18 protein-coding genes are annotated in these 19,155 nt (G+C 48.1%); 17 read left to right on the top strand and 1 reads right to left on the bottom strand.

Features of this window, described 5'->3' with window-relative positions; all coding sequences use genetic code 11:
• Positions 1 to 162: 162 nt before the first annotated feature.
• From smc to AC58QD_RS02465, 15 genes are all read left to right on the top strand, one after another.
• Entirely contained in the window at positions 163 to 3,735 is a 3,573-nt protein-coding gene (smc, locus tag AC58QD_RS02535; RefSeq protein ID WP_497329652.1) for a chromosome segregation protein SMC, read from the top strand.
• 46 nt (positions 3,736 to 3,781) lie between these two features.
• On the top strand, positions 3,782 to 4,783 hold the full coding sequence (ftsY, locus tag AC58QD_RS02530; protein WP_497329650.1) for a signal recognition particle-docking protein FtsY: 1,002 nt from the start codon (positions 3,782 to 3,784) through the stop codon (positions 4,781 to 4,783).
• An 88-nt stretch (positions 4,784 to 4,871) separates the two neighbouring features.
• On the top strand, positions 4,872 to 5,222 hold the full coding sequence (locus tag AC58QD_RS02525) for a putative DNA-binding protein (protein WP_497329648.1): 351 nt from the start codon (positions 4,872 to 4,874) through the stop codon (positions 5,220 to 5,222).
• Between the two features lie 44 nt (positions 5,223 to 5,266).
• A complete protein-coding gene (gene ffh / locus AC58QD_RS02520; protein ID WP_497329646.1) occupies positions 5,267 to 6,649 on the top strand; it encodes a signal recognition particle protein in 1,383 nt (460 codons plus the stop codon).
• Positions 6,650 to 6,700: 51 nt separating this feature from the next.
• The gene (gene rpsP, locus AC58QD_RS02515) at positions 6,701 to 6,973 is read left to right on the top strand and encodes a 30S ribosomal protein S16 (RefSeq protein WP_497329644.1); all 273 of its coding nucleotides are present in this window, start codon (positions 6,701 to 6,703) and stop codon (positions 6,971 to 6,973) included.
• A gap of 24 nt (positions 6,974 to 6,997) precedes the next feature.
• On the top strand, positions 6,998 to 7,228 hold the full coding sequence (locus AC58QD_RS02510; RefSeq protein WP_497329642.1) for a KH domain-containing protein: 231 nt from the start codon (positions 6,998 to 7,000) through the stop codon (positions 7,226 to 7,228).
• Between the two features lie 149 nt (positions 7,229 to 7,377).
• On the top strand, positions 7,378 to 7,896 hold the full coding sequence (gene rimM / locus AC58QD_RS02505) for a ribosome maturation factor RimM (protein ID WP_497329640.1): 519 nt from the start codon (positions 7,378 to 7,380) through the stop codon (positions 7,894 to 7,896).
• The gene (gene trmD / locus AC58QD_RS02500; RefSeq protein ID WP_497329638.1) at positions 7,896 to 8,645 is read left to right on the top strand and encodes a tRNA (guanosine(37)-N1)-methyltransferase TrmD; all 750 of its coding nucleotides are present in this window, start codon (positions 7,896 to 7,898) and stop codon (positions 8,643 to 8,645) included. The genes rimM and trmD overlap by 1 nt, the downstream gene beginning before the upstream one ends.
• A 226-nt stretch (positions 8,646 to 8,871) precedes the next feature.
• Positions 8,872 to 9,213: a 50S ribosomal protein L19 gene (gene rplS, locus AC58QD_RS02495; protein ID WP_497329636.1), complete on the top strand. Its 342-nt coding sequence runs from the start codon at positions 8,872 to 8,874 to the stop codon at positions 9,211 to 9,213.
• A gap of 281 nt (positions 9,214 to 9,494) precedes the next feature.
• Positions 9,495 to 10,097 (top strand): signal peptidase I, encoded by a 603-nt coding sequence (gene lepB, locus AC58QD_RS02490; RefSeq protein ID WP_497330068.1) that lies wholly within the window; start codon positions 9,495 to 9,497, stop codon positions 10,095 to 10,097.
• 33 nt (positions 10,098 to 10,130) lie between these two features.
• Entirely contained in the window at positions 10,131 to 11,039 is a 909-nt protein-coding gene (ylqF, locus tag AC58QD_RS02485) for a ribosome biogenesis GTPase YlqF (RefSeq protein ID WP_497329634.1), read from the top strand.
• Between the two features lie 165 nt (positions 11,040 to 11,204).
• Positions 11,205 to 11,819 (top strand): ribonuclease HII, encoded by a 615-nt coding sequence (gene rnhB / locus AC58QD_RS02480; protein ID WP_497329632.1) that lies wholly within the window; start codon positions 11,205 to 11,207, stop codon positions 11,817 to 11,819.
• A gap of 94 nt (positions 11,820 to 11,913) precedes the next feature.
• On the top strand, positions 11,914 to 13,734 hold the full coding sequence (locus AC58QD_RS02475) for a TP0910 N-terminal domain-containing protein (RefSeq protein ID WP_497329630.1): 1,821 nt from the start codon (positions 11,914 to 11,916) through the stop codon (positions 13,732 to 13,734).
• The gene (locus AC58QD_RS02470; RefSeq protein ID WP_497329628.1) at positions 13,731 to 14,027 is read left to right on the top strand and encodes an EscU/YscU/HrcU family type III secretion system export apparatus switch protein; all 297 of its coding nucleotides are present in this window, start codon (positions 13,731 to 13,733) and stop codon (positions 14,025 to 14,027) included. Before AC58QD_RS02475 ends, AC58QD_RS02470 begins: the two co-directional genes overlap by 4 nt.
• The gene (locus AC58QD_RS02465; RefSeq protein WP_497330066.1) at positions 14,027 to 14,404 is read left to right on the top strand and encodes a YraN family protein; all 378 of its coding nucleotides are present in this window, start codon (positions 14,027 to 14,029) and stop codon (positions 14,402 to 14,404) included. Before AC58QD_RS02470 ends, AC58QD_RS02465 begins: the two co-directional genes overlap by 1 nt.
• A 229-nt stretch (positions 14,405 to 14,633) precedes the next feature.
• Here AC58QD_RS02465 and AC58QD_RS02460 read toward each other — a convergent pair whose 3' ends face one another.
• On the bottom strand, positions 14,634 to 16,202 hold the full coding sequence (locus AC58QD_RS02460; protein ID WP_497330064.1) for a YifB family Mg chelatase-like AAA ATPase: 1,569 nt from the start codon (positions 16,200 to 16,202) through the stop codon (positions 14,634 to 14,636).
• Positions 16,203 to 16,906: 704 nt separating this feature from the next.
• Here AC58QD_RS02460 and sucC point away from each other — a divergent pair.
• Together sucC and sucD are read left to right on the top strand one after the other, a co-directional pair.
• Positions 16,907 to 18,067, top strand: a complete 1,161-nt coding sequence (gene sucC, locus AC58QD_RS02455; protein WP_497329626.1) for an ADP-forming succinate--CoA ligase subunit beta — start codon at positions 16,907 to 16,909, stop codon at positions 18,065 to 18,067.
• A 23-nt stretch (positions 18,068 to 18,090) separates the two neighbouring features.
• On the top strand, positions 18,091 to 19,020 hold the full coding sequence (gene sucD, locus AC58QD_RS02450) for a succinate--CoA ligase subunit alpha (protein WP_497329624.1): 930 nt from the start codon (positions 18,091 to 18,093) through the stop codon (positions 19,018 to 19,020).
• Positions 19,021 to 19,155 lie beyond the last annotated feature (135 nt).

The raw sequence follows: 19,155 nt of genomic DNA, 5'->3' as shown, positions 1-19,155 counted from the left end.
TGAGTTTTAAAAGCACTACCGCGAAGAGCAGACGTGATCTGCTCTTTTCTTTTCGTTGGATTACAAATTGTCGATCAGTTGCGTTGTGGTATAATGGGGGTTGGCAGTATTACATAGGGTTGTTGAAGTCACTTTGCACTCGGCAAAGTTTGGAGGTTTATTATGTATTTAAAACGTCTGGAGCTAGCTGGGTTTAAATCATTCGCTGATAAAACCGAGTTGGAATTCGTACAAGGGATCACAGCTGTCGTTGGCCCCAACGGAAGCGGAAAAAGCAACATTTCCGATGCCATTCGGTGGGTGCTGGGTGAGCAGAGCGCGCGATCGCTTCGCGGAGGCAAGATGGAGGACATTATTTTCGCCGGCAGCGATGCACGGAAAGCGGTGAACTATGGTGAAGTTTCACTTACGTTGGATAATACGGACGAAGCATTGTCTTTGGACTTTAATGAGGTTACGGTTACTCGGCGTATTCACCGCAGCGGGGACAGCGAATATTTTATTAATAAACAGGCATGCCGTCTAAGAGATATAACAGAGCTATTCATGGATACTGGGATTGGGAAAGAAGCCTACTCGATTATTGGCCAGGGGCGAATTGAAGAAATTCTTAGCACAAGGTCGGAGGATCGCAGAGGGATCTTCGAAGAGGCATCCGGTATCGTCAAATATAAGTCAAGAAAAAAAGAAGCAGAGAAGAAATTAGCAGAGACCGAGCATAACTTGCTGCGTATTCATGATTTAGTGTCCGAACTGGAAGACCAGCTAGAGCCGCTCAAGGATCAATCAGAGAAGGCGATATTGTACAAAAAGCTCAAAGAACAGCTTAAGTCCGGAGAAGTATCGATGTATGTCCATCAGATTGATACGATCCACCGTACCTGGACCGAGGAGAGCGGGAAGCTTAAGGAGCTGCAGAAGCAAGAGCTGGAATTATCCACGGTTGTAAGCTTGCACGATGCTCAGTTGGAAAAGTCTCGTCAGGCAATCCGCAGGCTGGAGGAAGAGATCGATCTTTTACATGAGACCACCCTTCGGTTAAGTGAGGACTACGAGAAATGTGAAGGGCAAGGCGAGGTGCTGAAGGAGCGCAGCGGGAATTTATCGCGGAACCGAGTTCAGCTTGAAATGACAGTGGAACAGCAGCAACAACGCATGACGGAGAAAGAAGCAGAAATTCTAACCTATCGCAATAAAATCATTAGTCTGGAGCAGCAATTAACGGGGCTAAGCGCAACTTTACGAGAAGAAGAGGAGCGTTTGCTTGGAGTTGCTGGCGGTGTAAGCAGTTCTACGGAAGAGCAATTGAAGGCTGAGCTTCTGGATACCTTGAATCAGATGGCGCAATACCGGAATGAAATCCGCTATGCGGATCAGCATATGGAATCGCTAGGCCGCCGTATGGACCGGATGGGAGAAGACGAGGCCAAGTGGACAGCCCAATACACTGATCTGACCAAGAAGAAGTCAATTCTAGAAGCGAAACAACACAACCTCTCAAAACAATTGGATGCGGATCGTGATCAATATATTGCCTTGACCCAGGAGCTTAAAGCGAAGCAAGACCTGCTGAACGATCTTCAAGGTATGGTGCGCAAATGGGAGCAGAAGCTAGAAGCGCTTGTTTCTCGTCGAGACACGATGCGTGAGATGCAGAACGACTATGACGGTTTTGCCCATGGTGTGCGCGAAGTGCTGAAGGCTAAGAATCGGCCGGATGGTTTGAAGGGGATCCATGGTGCAGTGGCAGAATTGCTGCAGGTACCTGCTGATGTAGAGCTTGCGATTGAGACTGCGCTAGGAGGCGCTTTACAGAACATCGTCGTTGAGAATGAGGCATTGGGCCGGGAGACAATTGGCTTTCTCAAGAGAAAACAACTCGGACGTGCCACGGTGCTGCCTTTGGATGTTATAAGGGGAAGATCGATTCCAGATCATGATTTATCCAGTATCGGCAAATTAGACGGCTATGTCGGTATTGCTGCGGATTTAATTCAATTCGATCCCAAGTACAAGAATATCATGTCAAGTTTGCTGGGTCATGTCATCATAGCCAAGTCCTTGGAAGAAGCGAATCGGATAGCTGCGCGTTGCCAATATCGCTATCGGATTGTCACCTTGGAAGGGGATGTCGTGAATCCAGGCGGATCCATGACAGGGGGTAGTCTGCAGAAAAAAACGACAAGTCTGCTAAGCAGACAGCGTCAGATTGAAGAATTGGATCGTGAGATCAAGAGCTCCGAAACCCAGCTGTCTCAGCTTCGCGAGAAGTTTGATCAATTACGCAGAGACTTGTCTGAAGGGAACAAAACGTTAGAAGCTCTTCGCCTCAATGGGGAGCAGCAGAGGATCGAGGAACAGAAGGTGCGTTCTGATCTTGACGGGCTGCAATCAGAGCTGCGCAATGCAGAGGATCATGTCTCTCTTTATACGGAGGATCGCGGTTCGTTGTTAGCGGAGCAAACGGATTTCACCCAGAAAAGAGAGCAGTCAGTAGAGGCATTGAAGCATGCAGAACAGCAGGAAACAGCGTTACAGCAAGCTATTCGAGATGCGGAAATTGCCCGTAAAGCCAAGGAATCGGTGAAGGAAGAGCTGCAAACGCAGCTAACTTCAATCAAAGTAAAAGTAGCCTCAACAGCTCAGGAAAAACATTCCTTGGACGGTCAGCTTCTGCGATTCGAAGAGGAACTTACGGCTCTGAGGCGTGAGTTCGCTGTCAATGAACGTATGCTCCATCAGTTGGATGAAGATATTCAGACCAACAATCTGCAAAGTGTGCAACAGATCGAACAGCTCAATGAGCTGAGAATGAAGAAGCAGAAATCTACAGAACAAAACGAGTTCAAACGTGCGGAACGTGCCGGCCTCCTGAATAAACTTGAGATAGAAGAGAACAAAACTCGAGAGCAGCGTATTCAATTGAAGCAGGTCGAAGATCAGATCAGACAGACTGATATTCGGGTGAACCGGCTCGACGTAGAGCTTGAGAACCTGCTGAAGAAGCTGGCGGAAGACTATGAGATGAGTTATGAGCTTGCCAAAGAACGTTATCCAGTTCCAGAGGATGTAATCGGCACTCAGAATCATGTACGTGAGCTGAAGCGGCAAATCTCTGCCTTGGGTGATGTTAACTTGGGAGCAATCGAAGAATTCCAACGTGTAAGTGAGCGATACGAGTTCCTGGCCGGGCAAAAACGGGATCTAATTGAAGCGAAGACGACCTTGTATCAGGTTATTCGTGAGATGGATGAGGAGATGTCCAAGCGCTTCCGGGCTACATTCGAGTCTATCCGTGATCAATTCGTTATTGTGTTCGCCAAACTGTTCGGAGGAGGGCGAGCGGATCTGATTTTATCTGAACCATCACAGCTGTTGGATACGGGTATTGAGATTGTAGCTCAGCCCCCTGGTAAGAAACTCCAGAACCTCCAGCTTCTGTCTGGCGGAGAGCGGGCACTGACAGCTATGGCTCTCCTGTTCGCGATTTTGCGAGTTAAACCTGTTCCGTTCTGTGTGCTTGATGAGGTCGAAGCGGCTCTGGACGAAGCTAATGTAACGCGATTTGCCGATTACTTGCGAGAGTTCGCAGATGAGACCCAGTTTATTGTGGTGACACATCGCAAAGGGACGATGGAAGCTGCAGACGTGCTGTATGGCGTAACGATGGAAGAAGGCGGCGTGTCGAAGCTCGTTTCGGTACGTCTGGATGATGACGAGGCAATATCGGCTTAAAAAATAACAATACCCATTCTATAGTAAGGTTGGTGGACAAGCTAACATGAGTTTTTTCAAAAAGCTGAAAGACAGCATATCAACAAAAACTGAAGCGGTGACCCAAAAATTTAAAGAAGGCTTAAGCAAGACTCGCACTGCTTTTGTAGAAAAAGTAGAGGATCTGATCCTGCGCCGTAAAAAGATAGACGAAGAATTCTATGAAGAGCTTGAAGAAATTCTGATTGCTTCCGATGTTGGCGTAAATACCGTCGTAAAGCTAATCGAGGAGCTGCGGACAGAGGTTCGTAAACGTAAAATCGAGCAAGCCGCTGATCTGCAGCCTATTTTATCTGAGAAATTAGTAGGTCTGCTTAAATCGGACAAAAATACGGGACTGCGCCGCGCGGAGAGCGGCCCAACCGTGATCTTGTTTGTAGGCGTTAACGGGGTCGGGAAGACGACTACAATCGGCAAGCTGGCTCATCGATACAAACAAGAAGGGCTGCAAGTGCTCTTGGCAGCAGGGGATACGTTCCGTGCAGCGGCTATTGATCAGTTGGAGGTATGGGGGAAGCGTGTAGGGGTGGATGTGATCAAGCAGCAGCCTGGCTCAGACCCAGCAGCCGTTATGTATGACGCGATTAAGGCGGCTAAGACTCGAGGAGCAGACATCCTGCTATGTGATACAGCAGGACGATTGCAGAACAAATCCAACCTGATGGACGAGTTGAATAAGATCTACCGCGTCATCGGCAGGGAGATTCCGGAGGCACCGCATGAAGTGCTGTTAGTAATCGACGCTACCACCGGACAAAATGCGCTTAGTCAAGCTAAGCTGTTCGGCGAGAAAACAGGCGTTACCGGTCTTGTACTAACCAAGCTGGACAGTACGGCTAAAGGTGGGATTGTTATTGCGATCCGTCAAGAGCTGGACATTCCTGTGAAGCTTGTAGGTCTTGGTGAGAAGATGGATGATATGCAAGATTTCGATTCCGATCAATTCGTTCATGCTCTGTTCGCGGGTCTTATAACCGAGAGTCCCGAAGATGAGCAAAGTGACAAGTAAATATACTTGACAATGTATTCATGCTCCGCTATTATAGTCTAGGTTGGTGTTGTAAAGTGTTTTCCCTTGACAGAAGGAGTGAACACCGATGAGCGAAGAGCAGTTGCTTGACAAGACAATACGAATTAACAAGCTGTTTGATTTTTACGGACAACTCTTAACAGATAAGCAGCGAACGTTTCTCTCCTATTACTTTCATGAGGATTTCTCGCTCGGTGAGATTGCCGCAGAGTTCGATATAAGCCGCCAAGCGGTGTATGAGCATATCAAGCGCGCTGAGCTTACTCTCGAAGAGACGGAACAGAAACTGCATCTACTCGCCAAGCATGAAGAGCGTACTGTAATTGTAGAACAGCTGGATCGATTGCTGGCTGAATCTCCTCATGAATCCAATGCAGATTTGAAGAACTTGATCCTACAGTTGTACAATATAGATTAGATTGATCATAGTAATGATTCCGAATAGGAATTGAGGTGTTCGTAATGGCTTTTGAAGGGTTATCCAGTCGACTGCAGAATGTGTTCAGCAAACTGCGAAGCAAAGGCAAACTGACGGAAGACGATGTAACAGAAGCGCTTAGGGAAGTTCGACTTGCCCTGTTGGAAGCGGACGTCAACTTCAAGGTGGTCAAGGAATTCGTGGCCAAGGTGAAGGAGAAGGCGATCGGACAGGATGTATTGAAGAGCTTCACCCCTGGTATGATCGTCATCGACATCGTGAATAAAGAAATGACCGCACTGATGGGCGGTACACAGAGTAAGCTGGCTAGATCGAATAAGCCGCCGACTGTCATTATGATGGTTGGTTTGCAGGGGGCGGGGAAGACCACTTCCTCTGGTAAGCTTGCGAAGCTGCTTCAGAAACAGAATCATCGACCTTTGTTAGTAGCAGCCGATATTTATCGGCCAGCAGCGATCAAGCAATTACAGGTATTAGGTGAGCAGATCAAGGCTCCTGTATTCTCATTAGGGGATCAGACAAGCCCGGTTGAGATTGCTCGCCAAGGTCTAGAGCACGCTAAGGAACACGGTCACGATTATGTGATCATCGATACCGCAGGCCGACTCCACATTGACGAACAGCTTATGGAAGAGTTAAGCCAGATTCACAAAGTAACCGAACCGGATGAAGTGTTATTAGTAGTCGATGCCATGACAGGTCAAGAATCAGCGAATGTTGCTTCAAGCTTCAACGAGCAGTTGCAATTGACAGGGGTCATTCTGACGAAGCTTGACAGTGATACACGCGGCGGAGCCGCATTATCGGTTAAGGCTGTAACCGGATGCCCAATCAAATTCGCTACCATAGGCGAGAAGATAGACGCACTAGAGCCGTTTCATCCTGAACGTATGGCATCCCGAATTCTCGGCATGGGGGATATGTTGTCCTTGATCGAGAAAGCTCAGACCAACATCGATGCGGAAAAAGCAGCTGAGATGGAACGTAAGATGCGGACAGCCGAATTCACCTTCGAGGATTTCTTGGAGCAAATGGAGCAAGTCAAGAAGATGGGTCCGATCGATCAGATTCTCGACATGCTGCCTGGCGCTAACAAGATGAAGGGCCTGAAGGACGTCAAGGTCGATGACAAGCAGATGGGTCGTGTAGTAGCGATCGTAAAGTCCATGACCAAGGAAGAGAAGCAGAAGCCTGAGATGCTTAACTCAAGCAGACGCAGACGGATTGCTGCTGGAAGCGGCACAACCCTTCAAGACGTGAACCGCCTCATCAAACAGTTCGACGATATGCGCAAGATGATGAAGCAATTCTCGTCGATGATGGGTCCCAAAGGTCCGAAAGGTCCTAAGGGCGGCCTGAAAGGCAAGCTCGGCGGCGGTAAAGGTTTCAAATTTCCTTTTGGTTAGATATTGGAAGAAAGAAGAATATGGGAAATTTATTAAGGAGGTGAATCATTCATGGCAGTTCGTATTCGTTTGAAACGTATTGGTGCTCATAAATCACCATTTTATCGTGTGGTAGTATCGGATTCCCGTTCCCCGCGCGACGGTCGTTTTATCGAGGAAATTGGTACTTACAATCCGATTGTAACTCCGGCTGTAGTATCCCTTGACGAAGAAAAAGCGTTGAAATGGTTGCAAAACGGCGCACAAGCTTCCGATACCGTTCGTAACTTGTTCAGCAAAGCCGGTATTATGACGAAGTTTCACGAGAGCAAACTAACGAAGTAATTCGTTGATTCGGAGGTAATCATCATGAAGGACCTTATCACAGTATTGGCTAAGGCTTTGGTGGATCATCCCGAAGATGTTGTCGTGAATGCAGTTGAAGACAAGGATGAAATCACCTATAAGCTGACCGTGCACCCGTCTGACGTGGGCAAAGTAATTGGAAAGCAAGGGCGTATTGCCAAGGCATTACGTACTGTCATCACTTCAGCTGCAGTTAAGGAATCGAAAAGAGTCTCTTTGGAAATTGTTTCCTAGCCATAGGAGCGAAATTCATGTATAGAGACAACATCGGACACACAAACTTCACAGAAGAAGGGTTAGGAACATGAAATATGAGCCTAACCCTTTTTCCAACGTGTTGAGGCATTTTCCGAAAGCTACAAGCAGAGCAGGAGGGAATTAGAGTGACTACGAAGTGGTTTAATGTAGGAAAAGTAGCAAATACTCATGGCATTCGTGGTGAGTTGAAGATTGTTCCGCTAACGGATTTCCCGGAGGATCGGTTTGCTATTGGCAGTCAATTGACGCTTACAGATACATCTGGCCGGGATAACATTTCGGTCGAGGTGGAATCCGCACGAGCGCATAAGAATACATACATTCTCAAGCTCAAGTCTTTTGAACACATCAATGATGTAGAGAAATACAAAGGCTGGATGCTAAAAATCAATGAAGAACAGTTGTCGGATCTGGATGAAGACGAGTATTATTACCACGAAATCGTAGGCTGTCAAGTCGTGACCGATGAAGGTGAACAATTGGGAACCGTATCTGAGATTCTGGCGCCTGGCGCTAATCATGTCTGGGTTGTGAACCGACCAACGGGCAAGCAGCTGCTAATTCCGGTAATCGATGATGTAGTATTGGACGTCAATGTGGAAAGTAAGTTAATTACGGTTCACTTGATGGAAGGGTTAGAGTAATGAGAATCGATGTGTTAACTCTGTTTCCCGAAATGTTCGACGGAGTCTTCCAGGCTAGTATACTTGGGAAGGCCAGGGAGAAAGGGTTGGTCGCTCTGAATGCGGTCAACTTTCGGGATTATTCAGGCAACAAGCATAACACAGTAGACGATTACCCATATGGCGGCGGTGGGGGAATGGTACTGAAGCCAGATCCAATCTTCCGCGCCGTAGAAGATTTATGTGTAGAAGGGGAGTCCGTGAGGCCGCGAGTCATCCTCCTGTGCCCCCAGGGAGAACGCTTCAGTCAACGCAAGGCCGAAGAATTGTCCCGTGAGGCGCATTTGGTATTCATTTGCGGCCACTACGAAGGCTATGACGAACGAATACGTGAGTTCCTGGTCACCGATGAGATATCGATAGGGGACTATGTATTAACGGGTGGAGAGATTCCCTCAATGGCTATCATCGACAGCGTAGTGAGGCTATTGCCTGGTGTGCTTGGAAATGAACAGTCGGCTGTAACGGACTCTTTCAGTACCGGATTGTTAGAATATCCCCATTATACTCGACCTGCAGACTTTCGCGGCCTGACCGTCCCAGACGTGCTTTTATCAGGACATCATGCTCAGATCGAAAAGTGGCGAAAGCAGCAATCGCTCGAACGTACATGGCGCCGCAGGCCTGACCTGTTAGAGGGTATGGAGCTTTCGCGTGAAGATCGTCAGTGGTTGAAGAAGCTGGAACAGGAGCAAGCAGAGAAAGAGTAGCACAATTATGGAGTTAAAAGTAGGGGGCCGCGCAAAGTACCTGGAATATGCTTCGGAGGTTGGCCCCACTCTGTAGGGTAATAATTACTTGTATTTGCCTAGTGTTTGTGGTAAAATTGCTTCTGTTGCAGTTTTGCTTAGTCCGGTGGTCCGCTGCTCGTGATGACTGAACGATGGATTCGTTTAAGGAACGCGTACGAACACCTGAGTGGAAGGAGGAAGTCATATGAATCTTGTTCAAATTATTACACAAGAACAACTCCGCAAAGATCTTCCAAGCTTTCGTCCCGGCGATACTTTGAAAGTACACGTAAAAGTTATCGAGGGATCCCGTGAGCGTATTCAGATTTTTGAAGGTGTTGTCATCTCCCGTCGTGGAGGCGGCATCAGCGAAACATTTACAGTACGTAAAATGTCGTACGGCGTAGGTGTTGAAAGAACATTCCCATTGCATACTCCTAAGATCGAGAAGATCGAAGTAGCTCGTAAAGGTAAAGTTCGTCGTGCCAAACTGTATTACTTGCGCGGTCTGCGCGGTAAAGCAGCTAGAATTAAAGAAATTCGATAAGAATCAGAAAGGAGGCTTGCTTACAAGTCTCCTTTCGTTCATTTACATGCATAGCGGGTTTATGAAAACGATGGTCCGCTCGAATAAGCTTTTCGGTAAATCACTGAAACGACCTCTGAATAAAGGGTGGTGGTTGCATGGATAACGAGTCTAAAAAACGCACCAATGATCAAGATGAACTGAAAAATGATCCGTCAGACGACACGGTGGAACAAGTACTAAAGACCGAACTCGACGGAAATGCGAGTCACGTACATACAGATAACGAACAATTCAGTGGTATAGATTCCAAAGGACAAGGCGAACCTTCAGAAGAAGTTCCTTCCAGTGCGACTGCCAAGAACCAGAAAGTGAAGAACGAAGCATGGGAATGGGGCAAGGCACTGCTGATAGCGCTCGGACTAGTGTTTGTTATTCGTTGGTTCATCTTTGCGCCGTTTATAGTAGATGGGGAGTCGATGGAGCCTAACTTCGATAACGCCGAACGCATTATTGTGAACAAGATTTTGTATAATGTCCGTGAACCGAAGCGCGGTGAAGTCGTTGTATTCCACGCTCCAGCTCAAAAAGATTATATTAAACGTGTAATTGCTTTACCCGGGGAGACCGTTAGAGTACAGGGAGATAAAGTGTACGTGAACGGAGAGCTTTTGGATGAACCTTATTTGAAGGAAGCTTTGGATAAAGCTCATCAAGCAGGGGGAAATTACAACAATAGAAACTACGCTGAGACCAAGGTTCCAGAAGGATCCATTTTTGTAATGGGTGATAATCGGTCATTCAGCTCTGATAGCCGTATGATTGGTCCGGTTGAGCTTGAAAAAGTGGTCGGTCGTGCGGATTTAATATTCTGGCCTGCCAATAAGATTCAATGGATACACTGAGAACCGGATTCTCATATTAGTTAGGAGGAAGTTATGACCATTCAATGGTTTCCGGGTCACATGACTCGGGCAAGACGGCAAATTCAAGACAAGTTAAAGTTGATTGATATTGCCATTGAGCTGCTGGATGCGCGAATTCCTTTATCGAGCCGTAATCCGATGATTGACGATATATTGATGCAGAAGCCGAGACTCGTTGTTCTGAACAAATCCGATCTTGCTGATCCGGCTTTGACTAAGGAATGGGTGCAGTATTTTGAGGACAGAGGAATATCTGCTTTACCTATAGATGCTACAACTGGATATCAGATTAAGGAAATTGCTGAGCGTGCGAAAGTGGTTCTCAAGGATAAGATTGACGCGCAAATACGAAAAGGCATTAACCCGCGAGCGATTAGGGCTTTAATAGTAGGGATTCCGAATGTGGGCAAATCGACGCTTATTAACAAGCTGGCTAACCGTCACGTAGCAGCTACTGGGGACAAGCCTGGTGTTACAAAAGGACAACAGTGGATAAAGACAAACATAGGCATCGAATTGCTTGATACTCCAGGGATTCTGTGGCCCAAATTCGAGGATCAACAAGTCGGTTACAAAATGGCGATGATCGGTTCGATCAAAGACCAACTCCTCGATTTGGCTGATATCGCGTTTCACACAATTCGTTATATGATAAATGTGTACCCCCGAGAGCTTAAGGAAAGGTATGAATTGGAAACTCTTCCTGAGGGTGGACAAGCATTAGATACAGACGCAATTGTGGCTATCATGGAGCAGATTGGACGCAAGAGAGGATGCTTGCAAAGCGGGGGCACTGTCAACTTGGATAAGGCTTCGCTCGTTATATTACGGGATTTACGCAGTGGGAAGCTCGGGAGAATTACTCTGGAGCGCCCAAAAGCACAAAGCAAGAAACAGGAAGCACCTGATCCGATTCGTTAGTATTATGAAGCTGCCTACCTCAGGCGATGCTCGTAGTATAGCGCCGGGTGGGTGCTTTTTTGCATGAAGCGAAACACATGTTAGACTTCCCCCAGGATCGAAGAAACAGTACAATAAAGGGATAAGGTATTATAATTCATACTAATTTGGATGGAGACAGGTAATATGTTGGAATACGAACGCGACTTATGGGCGAGAGGGCTCAAATGGGTAGCTGGAATAGATGAAGTCGGCCGGGGCTGTTTGTTCGGCGATGTTGTTGCAGCAGCGGTTGTGCTGCCTGCAGATCTGGAAATTGAGGGCATTAATGATTCCAAGAAGCTAAGTGAGAAAAAAAGGGAGCTTTTATACGATATAATTATGGAGCAGGCTTTAGCTGTAGGGATTGGAGAAGTAAACGCAGCGACAATCGATTCCATCAATATTAAACAAGCTGCAAGGCTTGCTATGAAGCAAGCTTTGGAACAGGTGGCGGCGACTTTTACGCCGGAATACTTGCTAGTGGATGCTGAGAAGGTGGACAGTCCAATTCCTCAATTAGCAGTCATTCATGGAGATGCGCTGAGTCAGTCCATTGCGGCGGCTTCCATTATTGCAAAAGTCACCAGAGACCGCAAGTGCCTTTATTGGGATTCCGAGTTTCCTGAATACGGCATCGGAGTACATAAAGGGTATGCAACCAAAATACATAGAGAAGCCATCATGGAATATGGGGCCAGCCCGCTTCACCGCAAATCATTTTTAGGGAATATATTCCACATTCAGCAAGAGCTATTCTAGGGAATAGACTTCATTCAAATGCGCATTCAGTCGATAATAGGTATACATGCGAATATAGGATCGAGCAGGTCTGGATTAAGGAGGGGATGTTCAGATGAACATGCAAATCGGTCACATGCTGCGTGGTTTGATGGGGGAGACCCAGATAGGGGACGCCAAATCACTAGAGTTAAAGGTTGGTCAGATTGTGAAAGGGATGGTCCTGCAGCTTCTTGCCGACCAGGAAGCGGTAGTGAATATAGGTGGTGTCCATGTCAGAGCGAAGCTGGAAACTCCTTTGCAGCAAGGACAAGTAACCCTGCTCCAGGTGCAGCCGAATTCCAATAGCAATCAAATGATTCTGAAGCCGGTCACATCCCCTGATGTGGCTTTATCGGATGAGTCTCTGTCGGATCTCGTAAAAGGGTTTGGGCTGAAAGATCAACCTGCTGCTAGAGAGCTGGTTAGAAATATGCAGCAAGCCGGTGTTCCGCTAAGTCGTACGAATGTCCAACAACTGCATGCTGTCATGGAGCAAATGCCTCCTGCAGCCAGTACGGAGGAATGGACGGAAGCCTCGATTGTGGCCATGAAGCGGAGCTTGCCTGTGACAGCGTCAACGGTAGGTGCGCTCCATCAGGTTATGTTCGGCAAGCCGTTCCACGAGGAGCTGTCGCAGCTGTCGAGCAAGCTGAGCGAGGCGCTGCAGCCGAAGCTTAGCGGCGGCGCAGAGCTGCCGCCAGCGGCGCGCGAAGCCGCCAGCAAGCTGCTCGCGCTGCTCAGCGGCCTCGCCGACAGCGCACGCAGCGTGGCCGCGAGCGCGCCTGAGGCGCCGCCGGCGGTTGGCGCCCAGGCGCGCGGCAGCGCAGCTGCTGCGCCAGGCGACGCCGGCGCGAGCGCGGCTACGCGCGGCGAGGCGCGGACGCCGCTGCCGGCGCAGCCGGGCGGCGCTAGCGCCGCAGGCGCCGCTGCGCGCGATGCCGCGGCCAGCGCGAGCGCGGCGGGCCGCGGCGCACCCGCGCCAGCGGCGGCGCCTGCGCCGCAGGCGAGCGCTGCGCCGCAGGCGGCCGCGCAGCCGCCCGACGGCGAGCCGCGCCCGGCCGCGGGCGACGCGCCGCGCGCAGCGGCTGGCGCTGGCGCCGCCGCAGCGGAGCAGCCTCCGGCTAGGCCTGCTGCCGCGCCGGAATGGATCCCCCGACTGCTTAAGGCTGTCGGGGTAGAGCACGAGCACGCTGTCGCCAAGAGCTTGTTCCGTGAAGCAGACAGCGGCACGCTAGTGAAGATCGGCGGAACAGAGTTAGTTCTTCCTGGCGGGCCTTTGGATGCCCAGGAAAGACCAGACAGCGCCGCTCAGAAGCCTTTCACGGACACGTTGAAGAGTGTCCTGCTGCAATTGGCGGATATGGATGGCTTACCGCCTGCAGTGAAAGAGCAAGTGCAGCAGGCGCTGCAGAACATTACAGGTCAGCAATTGCTGCTGACCCCAGACCGCAGCGCCGTATTCTCCCATATTACATTATTCGTCCCGTTTCATAATGGAGAAGGCGAACAGACAGCCTCGATTCATGTGCAATCCCGCAAAGGGAAGAAAGGCGAGATTGATGCTCATAATTGTCGACTTCTGTTCGATCTCCACATGAAATCCATAGGCGATACATTAGTAGATGTGCAAGTGTACGATCGCAAAGTACAACTCCAGATTCATAATGATCATCCCTTTATGAATAACCTCATCGAGAAGTACCGTGATGAAATCGAAGCTGGGTTGGCTAATTCCGGGTATACGCTTGTAACTATGCGCTGCGCACCTTTCCCTGAGCTGCAAGCTCCTTCTGCCGAAGGGCCAGTTCAAGAAGAAACCGCACAACGAAGCCCCAAATCAGCGGCGGCTGCGTATCACATCAAGCCGTACCGGGGAGTGGATGTTCGCGTATGAAAGATTCCAAGCCATCTCAACCGAAGAAAGCGGTCGCACTCCGCTATTCACCAGAGACCAACGCATCACCAGTTGTAGTGGCCAAAGGTAAGGGAGTCATAGCTGAAGAAATTATGAAAAAGGCCAAGGAGCATGGAATTCCTCTGCAAGAGGATCCCTCTCTGGTTGAAGTATTATCGAAGCTGGATCTCAATCAGGAGATCCCTCCTGAGCTATATCAGCTCGTTGCTGAAGTGCTAAGCTTCATCTATCGCTCGGATCAAAGAGCCAGGAACAGGAGGACGGACTCTTGATGCATCCGAAACGGCTATCCCGAAAGGAGCTTGGTGCTCTTGGCGAACAGCTGTCTGCTGATTTTTTGACTCAACAAGGCTTCCGTATCGTCGAGCGTAATTGGCGCTGCAGGAGCGGAGAACTTGATCTGGTGGCGGAGTATAGTGAAGCGCTTGTATTCGTCGAAGTAAGAGCGCGAACGAATACAGGAACGTTCGGATCGGCCCAAGAGTCCATAGATGCTCGCAAGCAGAGGAAAGTTCGGGAGCTTGCACAAGTGTACATGTACATGAAGCAAAAGGGAGAATCCGTTCCGATACGATTTGATGTGATCTGTGTAACTTTTCAACCGGAAGGTACACTTGTGAGCTTGGATCATATCCCTGAAGCCTTCTAATAGCCTCCAGAGATAAGGGACAAAATGTCACTTATCCCAACGAGAGTTGAGGAATAGGCTGAAATAGGGGACCAAGGGTCCCTATTTCGAGCAAGCTACCAATTAAAAGGCTATTTTTTGATTTTTGGTGACCTAAGATCCCTTATTTATACCAAAAAGCGGTCAAAGGGAAGAATAGAGGACATAAGTTCTCTTACTCTTCCCTTTGACCGCTTTTTCTATCTGTCCTTTACAACCACTTTTTATCCAAGCTTCTATATTGAATGGCCTCAGCAATGTGCTCCGCCTGAATCCGATCACTATCCCCCAGATCCGCAAGTGTTCTGGCCATCTTCAGGATGCGATCATGGGCACGGACGCTTAATCCGAGCAAATCAAAGGACTGCAGCAGCAGTTGCTCCGCATCAGCAGGGATGGAGCACACCTCTCTTAACAATCTTCCCGATAATTCGCCGTTGAACCTGATGTTGCTATGCTTATACCGGTGCTTTTGCCGTTCCAGCGCCACTTCCATGCTCTGACGCATCTCAGTCGAAGACAAGCCCTGTTGAGAGTCGGTTAATGTCTTTCTGTCAACACGTGGCACCTCAATATGCATATCGATTCGATCCAGCAGCGGTCCGGATAATCTTGCTCGATAATTCTGAATCTTCAAGGGGCTGCAAGTGCACGAGGTGGAGTCTGAATCGCTGCCCCAGAATCCGCAAGGACACGGATTCATCGAAGCCGCCAGAATGAAATGGGCGGGGAACGTGAAGACCGCTTTTGCTCTGCTGATCGTAACTCGCCGATCCTCCAAAGGCTGACGCATCGCTTCTAATACATAGCGCGGGAACTCAGGCAGTTCATCCAGGAACAGTACTCCTTTGTGAGCCAGACTTATTTCACCCGGCTTAGGTATAGAGCCTGCACCAATAAGCCCTCCTGTGGAGATCGTGTGATGCGGGGAGCGAAACGGTCGAACACGAATGAATTGATTGCGGTCCTTGATCGCGCCAGCCACACTATAGATCTTGGTTACTTCCAATGCTTCCTGATCAGTTAGAGGGGGGAGAATAGAGGAAAGTCGCCTGATAAGCATCGTCTTCCCTGACCCTGGAGGTCCAACTACTATGATATTATGCATGCCTGTGGCGGCTGCCAGCAGCGCTCGTTTCGCATGATGCTGTCCGCGCACATCGACATAGTCTTCTGTCAGTTCCAATCCAGCTTGCACTCCACCCTTATTCATGCTCTCCTCGACATTCTGATGTCCCGCCTCATTCAAATGATTAGCAGCATAAAGGATTCCCGCTTCGCTGAATGCCTTAAGTTCATTCAGATGTCTCAGTCCTATCACCGCGATTCCATCAATTAACTGTGCTTCAGGCACATTGTGATGGGGGATGAGTACATGTGTCAGTCCATTGCTCTTCGCGGCATCCACCATCGATAATACACCAGGTATCGGCCGAAGACTCCCATCCAACGCCAACTCACCTGCTACTAAGCATTTCTCCAGACCTTCTGAAGCCAATTGACCGCTTGTAGCAATAATGCCAAGAGCAATAGCGAGGTCGAACGAAGAACCTTCTTTTCGGACGTCAGCGGGAGCGAGATTGACCGTAATCCTTTCCATAGGGAAACGGAATCCGCAGTTTTTAATCGCGGCTCGGACTCGTTCTACCGATTCACGAACAGCCGAGTCTGGCAGCCCAACGATAGTCATCTGCGGTAATCCGCTGCTCAAATTCACTTCCACCTCGATCAGACTGCCTTCTATTCCTGCCAAACATGCTCCGATCACCTTTCCATACAATACAAAAACACCTCTCTCCATTGTCTGACCCAGCAATCCAGAATAAACCGAAGGCTGTGCCGTCATATTGGAAAAAGGTGCTTCCTTATGTTCCATATAGTTAATAATTCTCGATTTCAACTAAAATTCCTGCCATCAAGGTTTGTAAACTTACATTTCGGAGTTCGTCATAGGAGTAAACTTGGGGTAAATCTAACCGGGGAAGGAAATACTTGTATCGAGACAAATGACGTATAGAAACATGACCGGTTTTACAAAGAATATTTCCTGAGCAATTAGAAAAATCGAGTGTTTTCTTGTTCATCCGTCATTTACATCAAAAAAATACTCGATTTTATGAAAAAAAGCAGGAAATTGTCGAGGAAAAGTGGTACAATAGGTAAGGTTTTTTAGAATATCTGATTGGATGAATATTTATCCTAGTCCGATATTTCAACGCTGAACGGTTACTGCCCATTAGGCAGCGAATTGTTTATGCTCGTGCTTAGGTTTCCTTGCTTCCATCCATGCGATCCAAGGGGTTATAACATAAGCAATTTTGGTTTTTAACCGATAGGCAGCAGTACCCGTTTTGAATTCTTTTTTCACAATATCAGAAAGTATATACTTATCTGATATTTCTACGCCAAACTTTTTGCCGCTCTTAAGAACGGTAATGCCGTTTGTGCTTGATTCTGCAACATATTTGATAGGAGGATTCGAGAATGAATATCCATGAGTATCAAGGAAAAGAACTCCTGAGACAATATGGAGTTGCTGTTCCACAAGGCAAAGTAGCTTTTTCCGTTGAAGAAGCTGTTGAGGCAGCTAAGCAAATAGGAACTGCGGTTGTTGTCGTTAAGGCTCAGATCCATGCGGGCGGACGCGGTAAAGCTGGCGGTGTAAAAGTAGCTAAGAGCATTGATGAAGTGCGTGAGTACGCAAGCCAGATTCTCGGCAAAACCTTGGTGACTCACCAAACGGGCCCAGAAGGTAAAGAAGTTAAGCGTCTATTGATTGAGCAAGGCTGCGATATTAAGAAAGAATATTATATCGGGCTAGTAGTAGACCGCGGAACTGGTCGCGTTGTTATGATGGCATCAGAAGAGGGCGGAACAGAGATTGAAGAAGTAGCCGCTCATACGCCAGAGAAGATTTTCAAAGAAGTTATTGATCCAGCTGTCGGCTTGCAAGCTTTCCAAGCTCGCAAATTAGCTTATGCGATCAAAATCCCTAATGAATTGGTTAACAAAGCAGTTAAATTCATGACAGCTCTGTACCGTGCCTTCATCGAAAAAGATTGCTCGATTGCCGAGATCAATCCGCTAGTTGTAACTGGAAGCGGCGAAGTTATGGCGCTTGATGCCAAGTTGAACTTTGATTCTAACGCCTTGTTCCGTCATAAGGACATTGTTGAATTGCGTGACCTGGAAGAAGAAGATGCTAAGGAGATTGAAGCATCCAAGTTCGACCTGAGTTACATAGCATTAGATGGAAACATCGGTTGTATGGTTAATGGCGCAGGTCTTGCCATGGCTACGATGGACATTATCAAATATTTCGGCGGCGAGCCTGCGAACTTCCTAGATGTTGGCGGCGGCGCTACGACTGAGAAAGTAACAGAAGCGTTCAAGATTATATTGTCGGACTCCAAAGTTAAAGGGATTTTCGTTAACATATTCGGCGGCATCATGAAATGTGATGTAATCGCTAATGGCGTTGTTGAAGCAGCTAAGCAAGTCGGCCTTGACCGTCCGCTCGTAGTGCGTCTGGAAGGTACGAACGTTGCTCTCGGTAAGAAAATTTTGAATGAATCCGGTTTGAATATTGTTGCTGCTGATTCGATGTCTGACGGCGCACAAAAAATCGTAGCACTCGTGAAGTAATTTGAGAGAGGAGATGAACTCGAATGAGTATTTTGGTCAATAAAAATACAAAAGTAATAACACAAGGGATTACAGGTTCCGTAGGGATGTTCCATACGAAGGGCGGACTTGATTACGGTACTCAAATGGTGGGTGGCGTAACACCGGGTAAGGGCGGTACTACCGTCGATATTACTTTGGAGAACGGATCTACAGTTCAACTGCCTGTATTTAACACGGTAGCTGAGGCAAAGGCAGCAACTGGCGCAACAGCGTCTGTAATCTATGTTCCGCCTGCATTTGCAGCAGATGCGATAATGGAAGCTGTGGACGCGGATCTGGATTTGGCGATCTGTATCACGGAAGGGATCCCTGTTCTTGATATGGTTAACGTTAGCCGTTACATGGAAGGCAAGAGAACCCGTTTGATCGGACCTAACTGTCCGGGAGTTATTACTCCGGATGAATGTAAGATCGGGATTATGCCTGGTTACATTCATACAAAAGGCCATGTAGGCGTAGTATCTCGTTCTGGCACGCTCACATATGAAGCGGTTCATCAGCTAACTACTCGTGGTATTGGACAATCCTCCGCAGTTGGTATCGGTGGAGACCCTGTTAAGGGCTCCGAGTTCATCGATATTCTGCAATTGTTCAATGAAGACCCTGACACATATGCTGTAATCATGATCGGTGAGATTGGTGGAACAGCCGAAGAGGAAGCAGCGGAGTGGGTAAAAGCTAACATGAAGAAGCCTGTTGTTGGTTTCATTGGAGGCCAAACTGCTCCAGAAGGTAAGCGTATGGGACATGCCGGCGCTATTATCTCTGGTGGTAAAGGTACTGCGGCTGAGAAAGTGGCTACTATGGAAGCTTGTGGGATCAAGGTTGCTCCAACACCATCCGATATGGGCTCCACACTTGTTAGTGTATTAGAAGAAAAAGGCTTGCTAGAAAAATGTAAGACTCATTAAGTTCGTCTGAGAAGGTAAGCAACCTTCCATTTCCTGGACAAGGAATTGGGAGGTTGTTTTTTTATTTCTGGGAGTTAATTGTATCCAGACACTGACAGGCCAGAGAGATGTTGACTTGTAACCGCTTAAAGGAGG

Source organism: Paenibacillus sp. J2R1T-4 (assembly GCF_059692235.1).
This window is presented reverse-complemented; position numbering and strand designations above follow the sequence as displayed.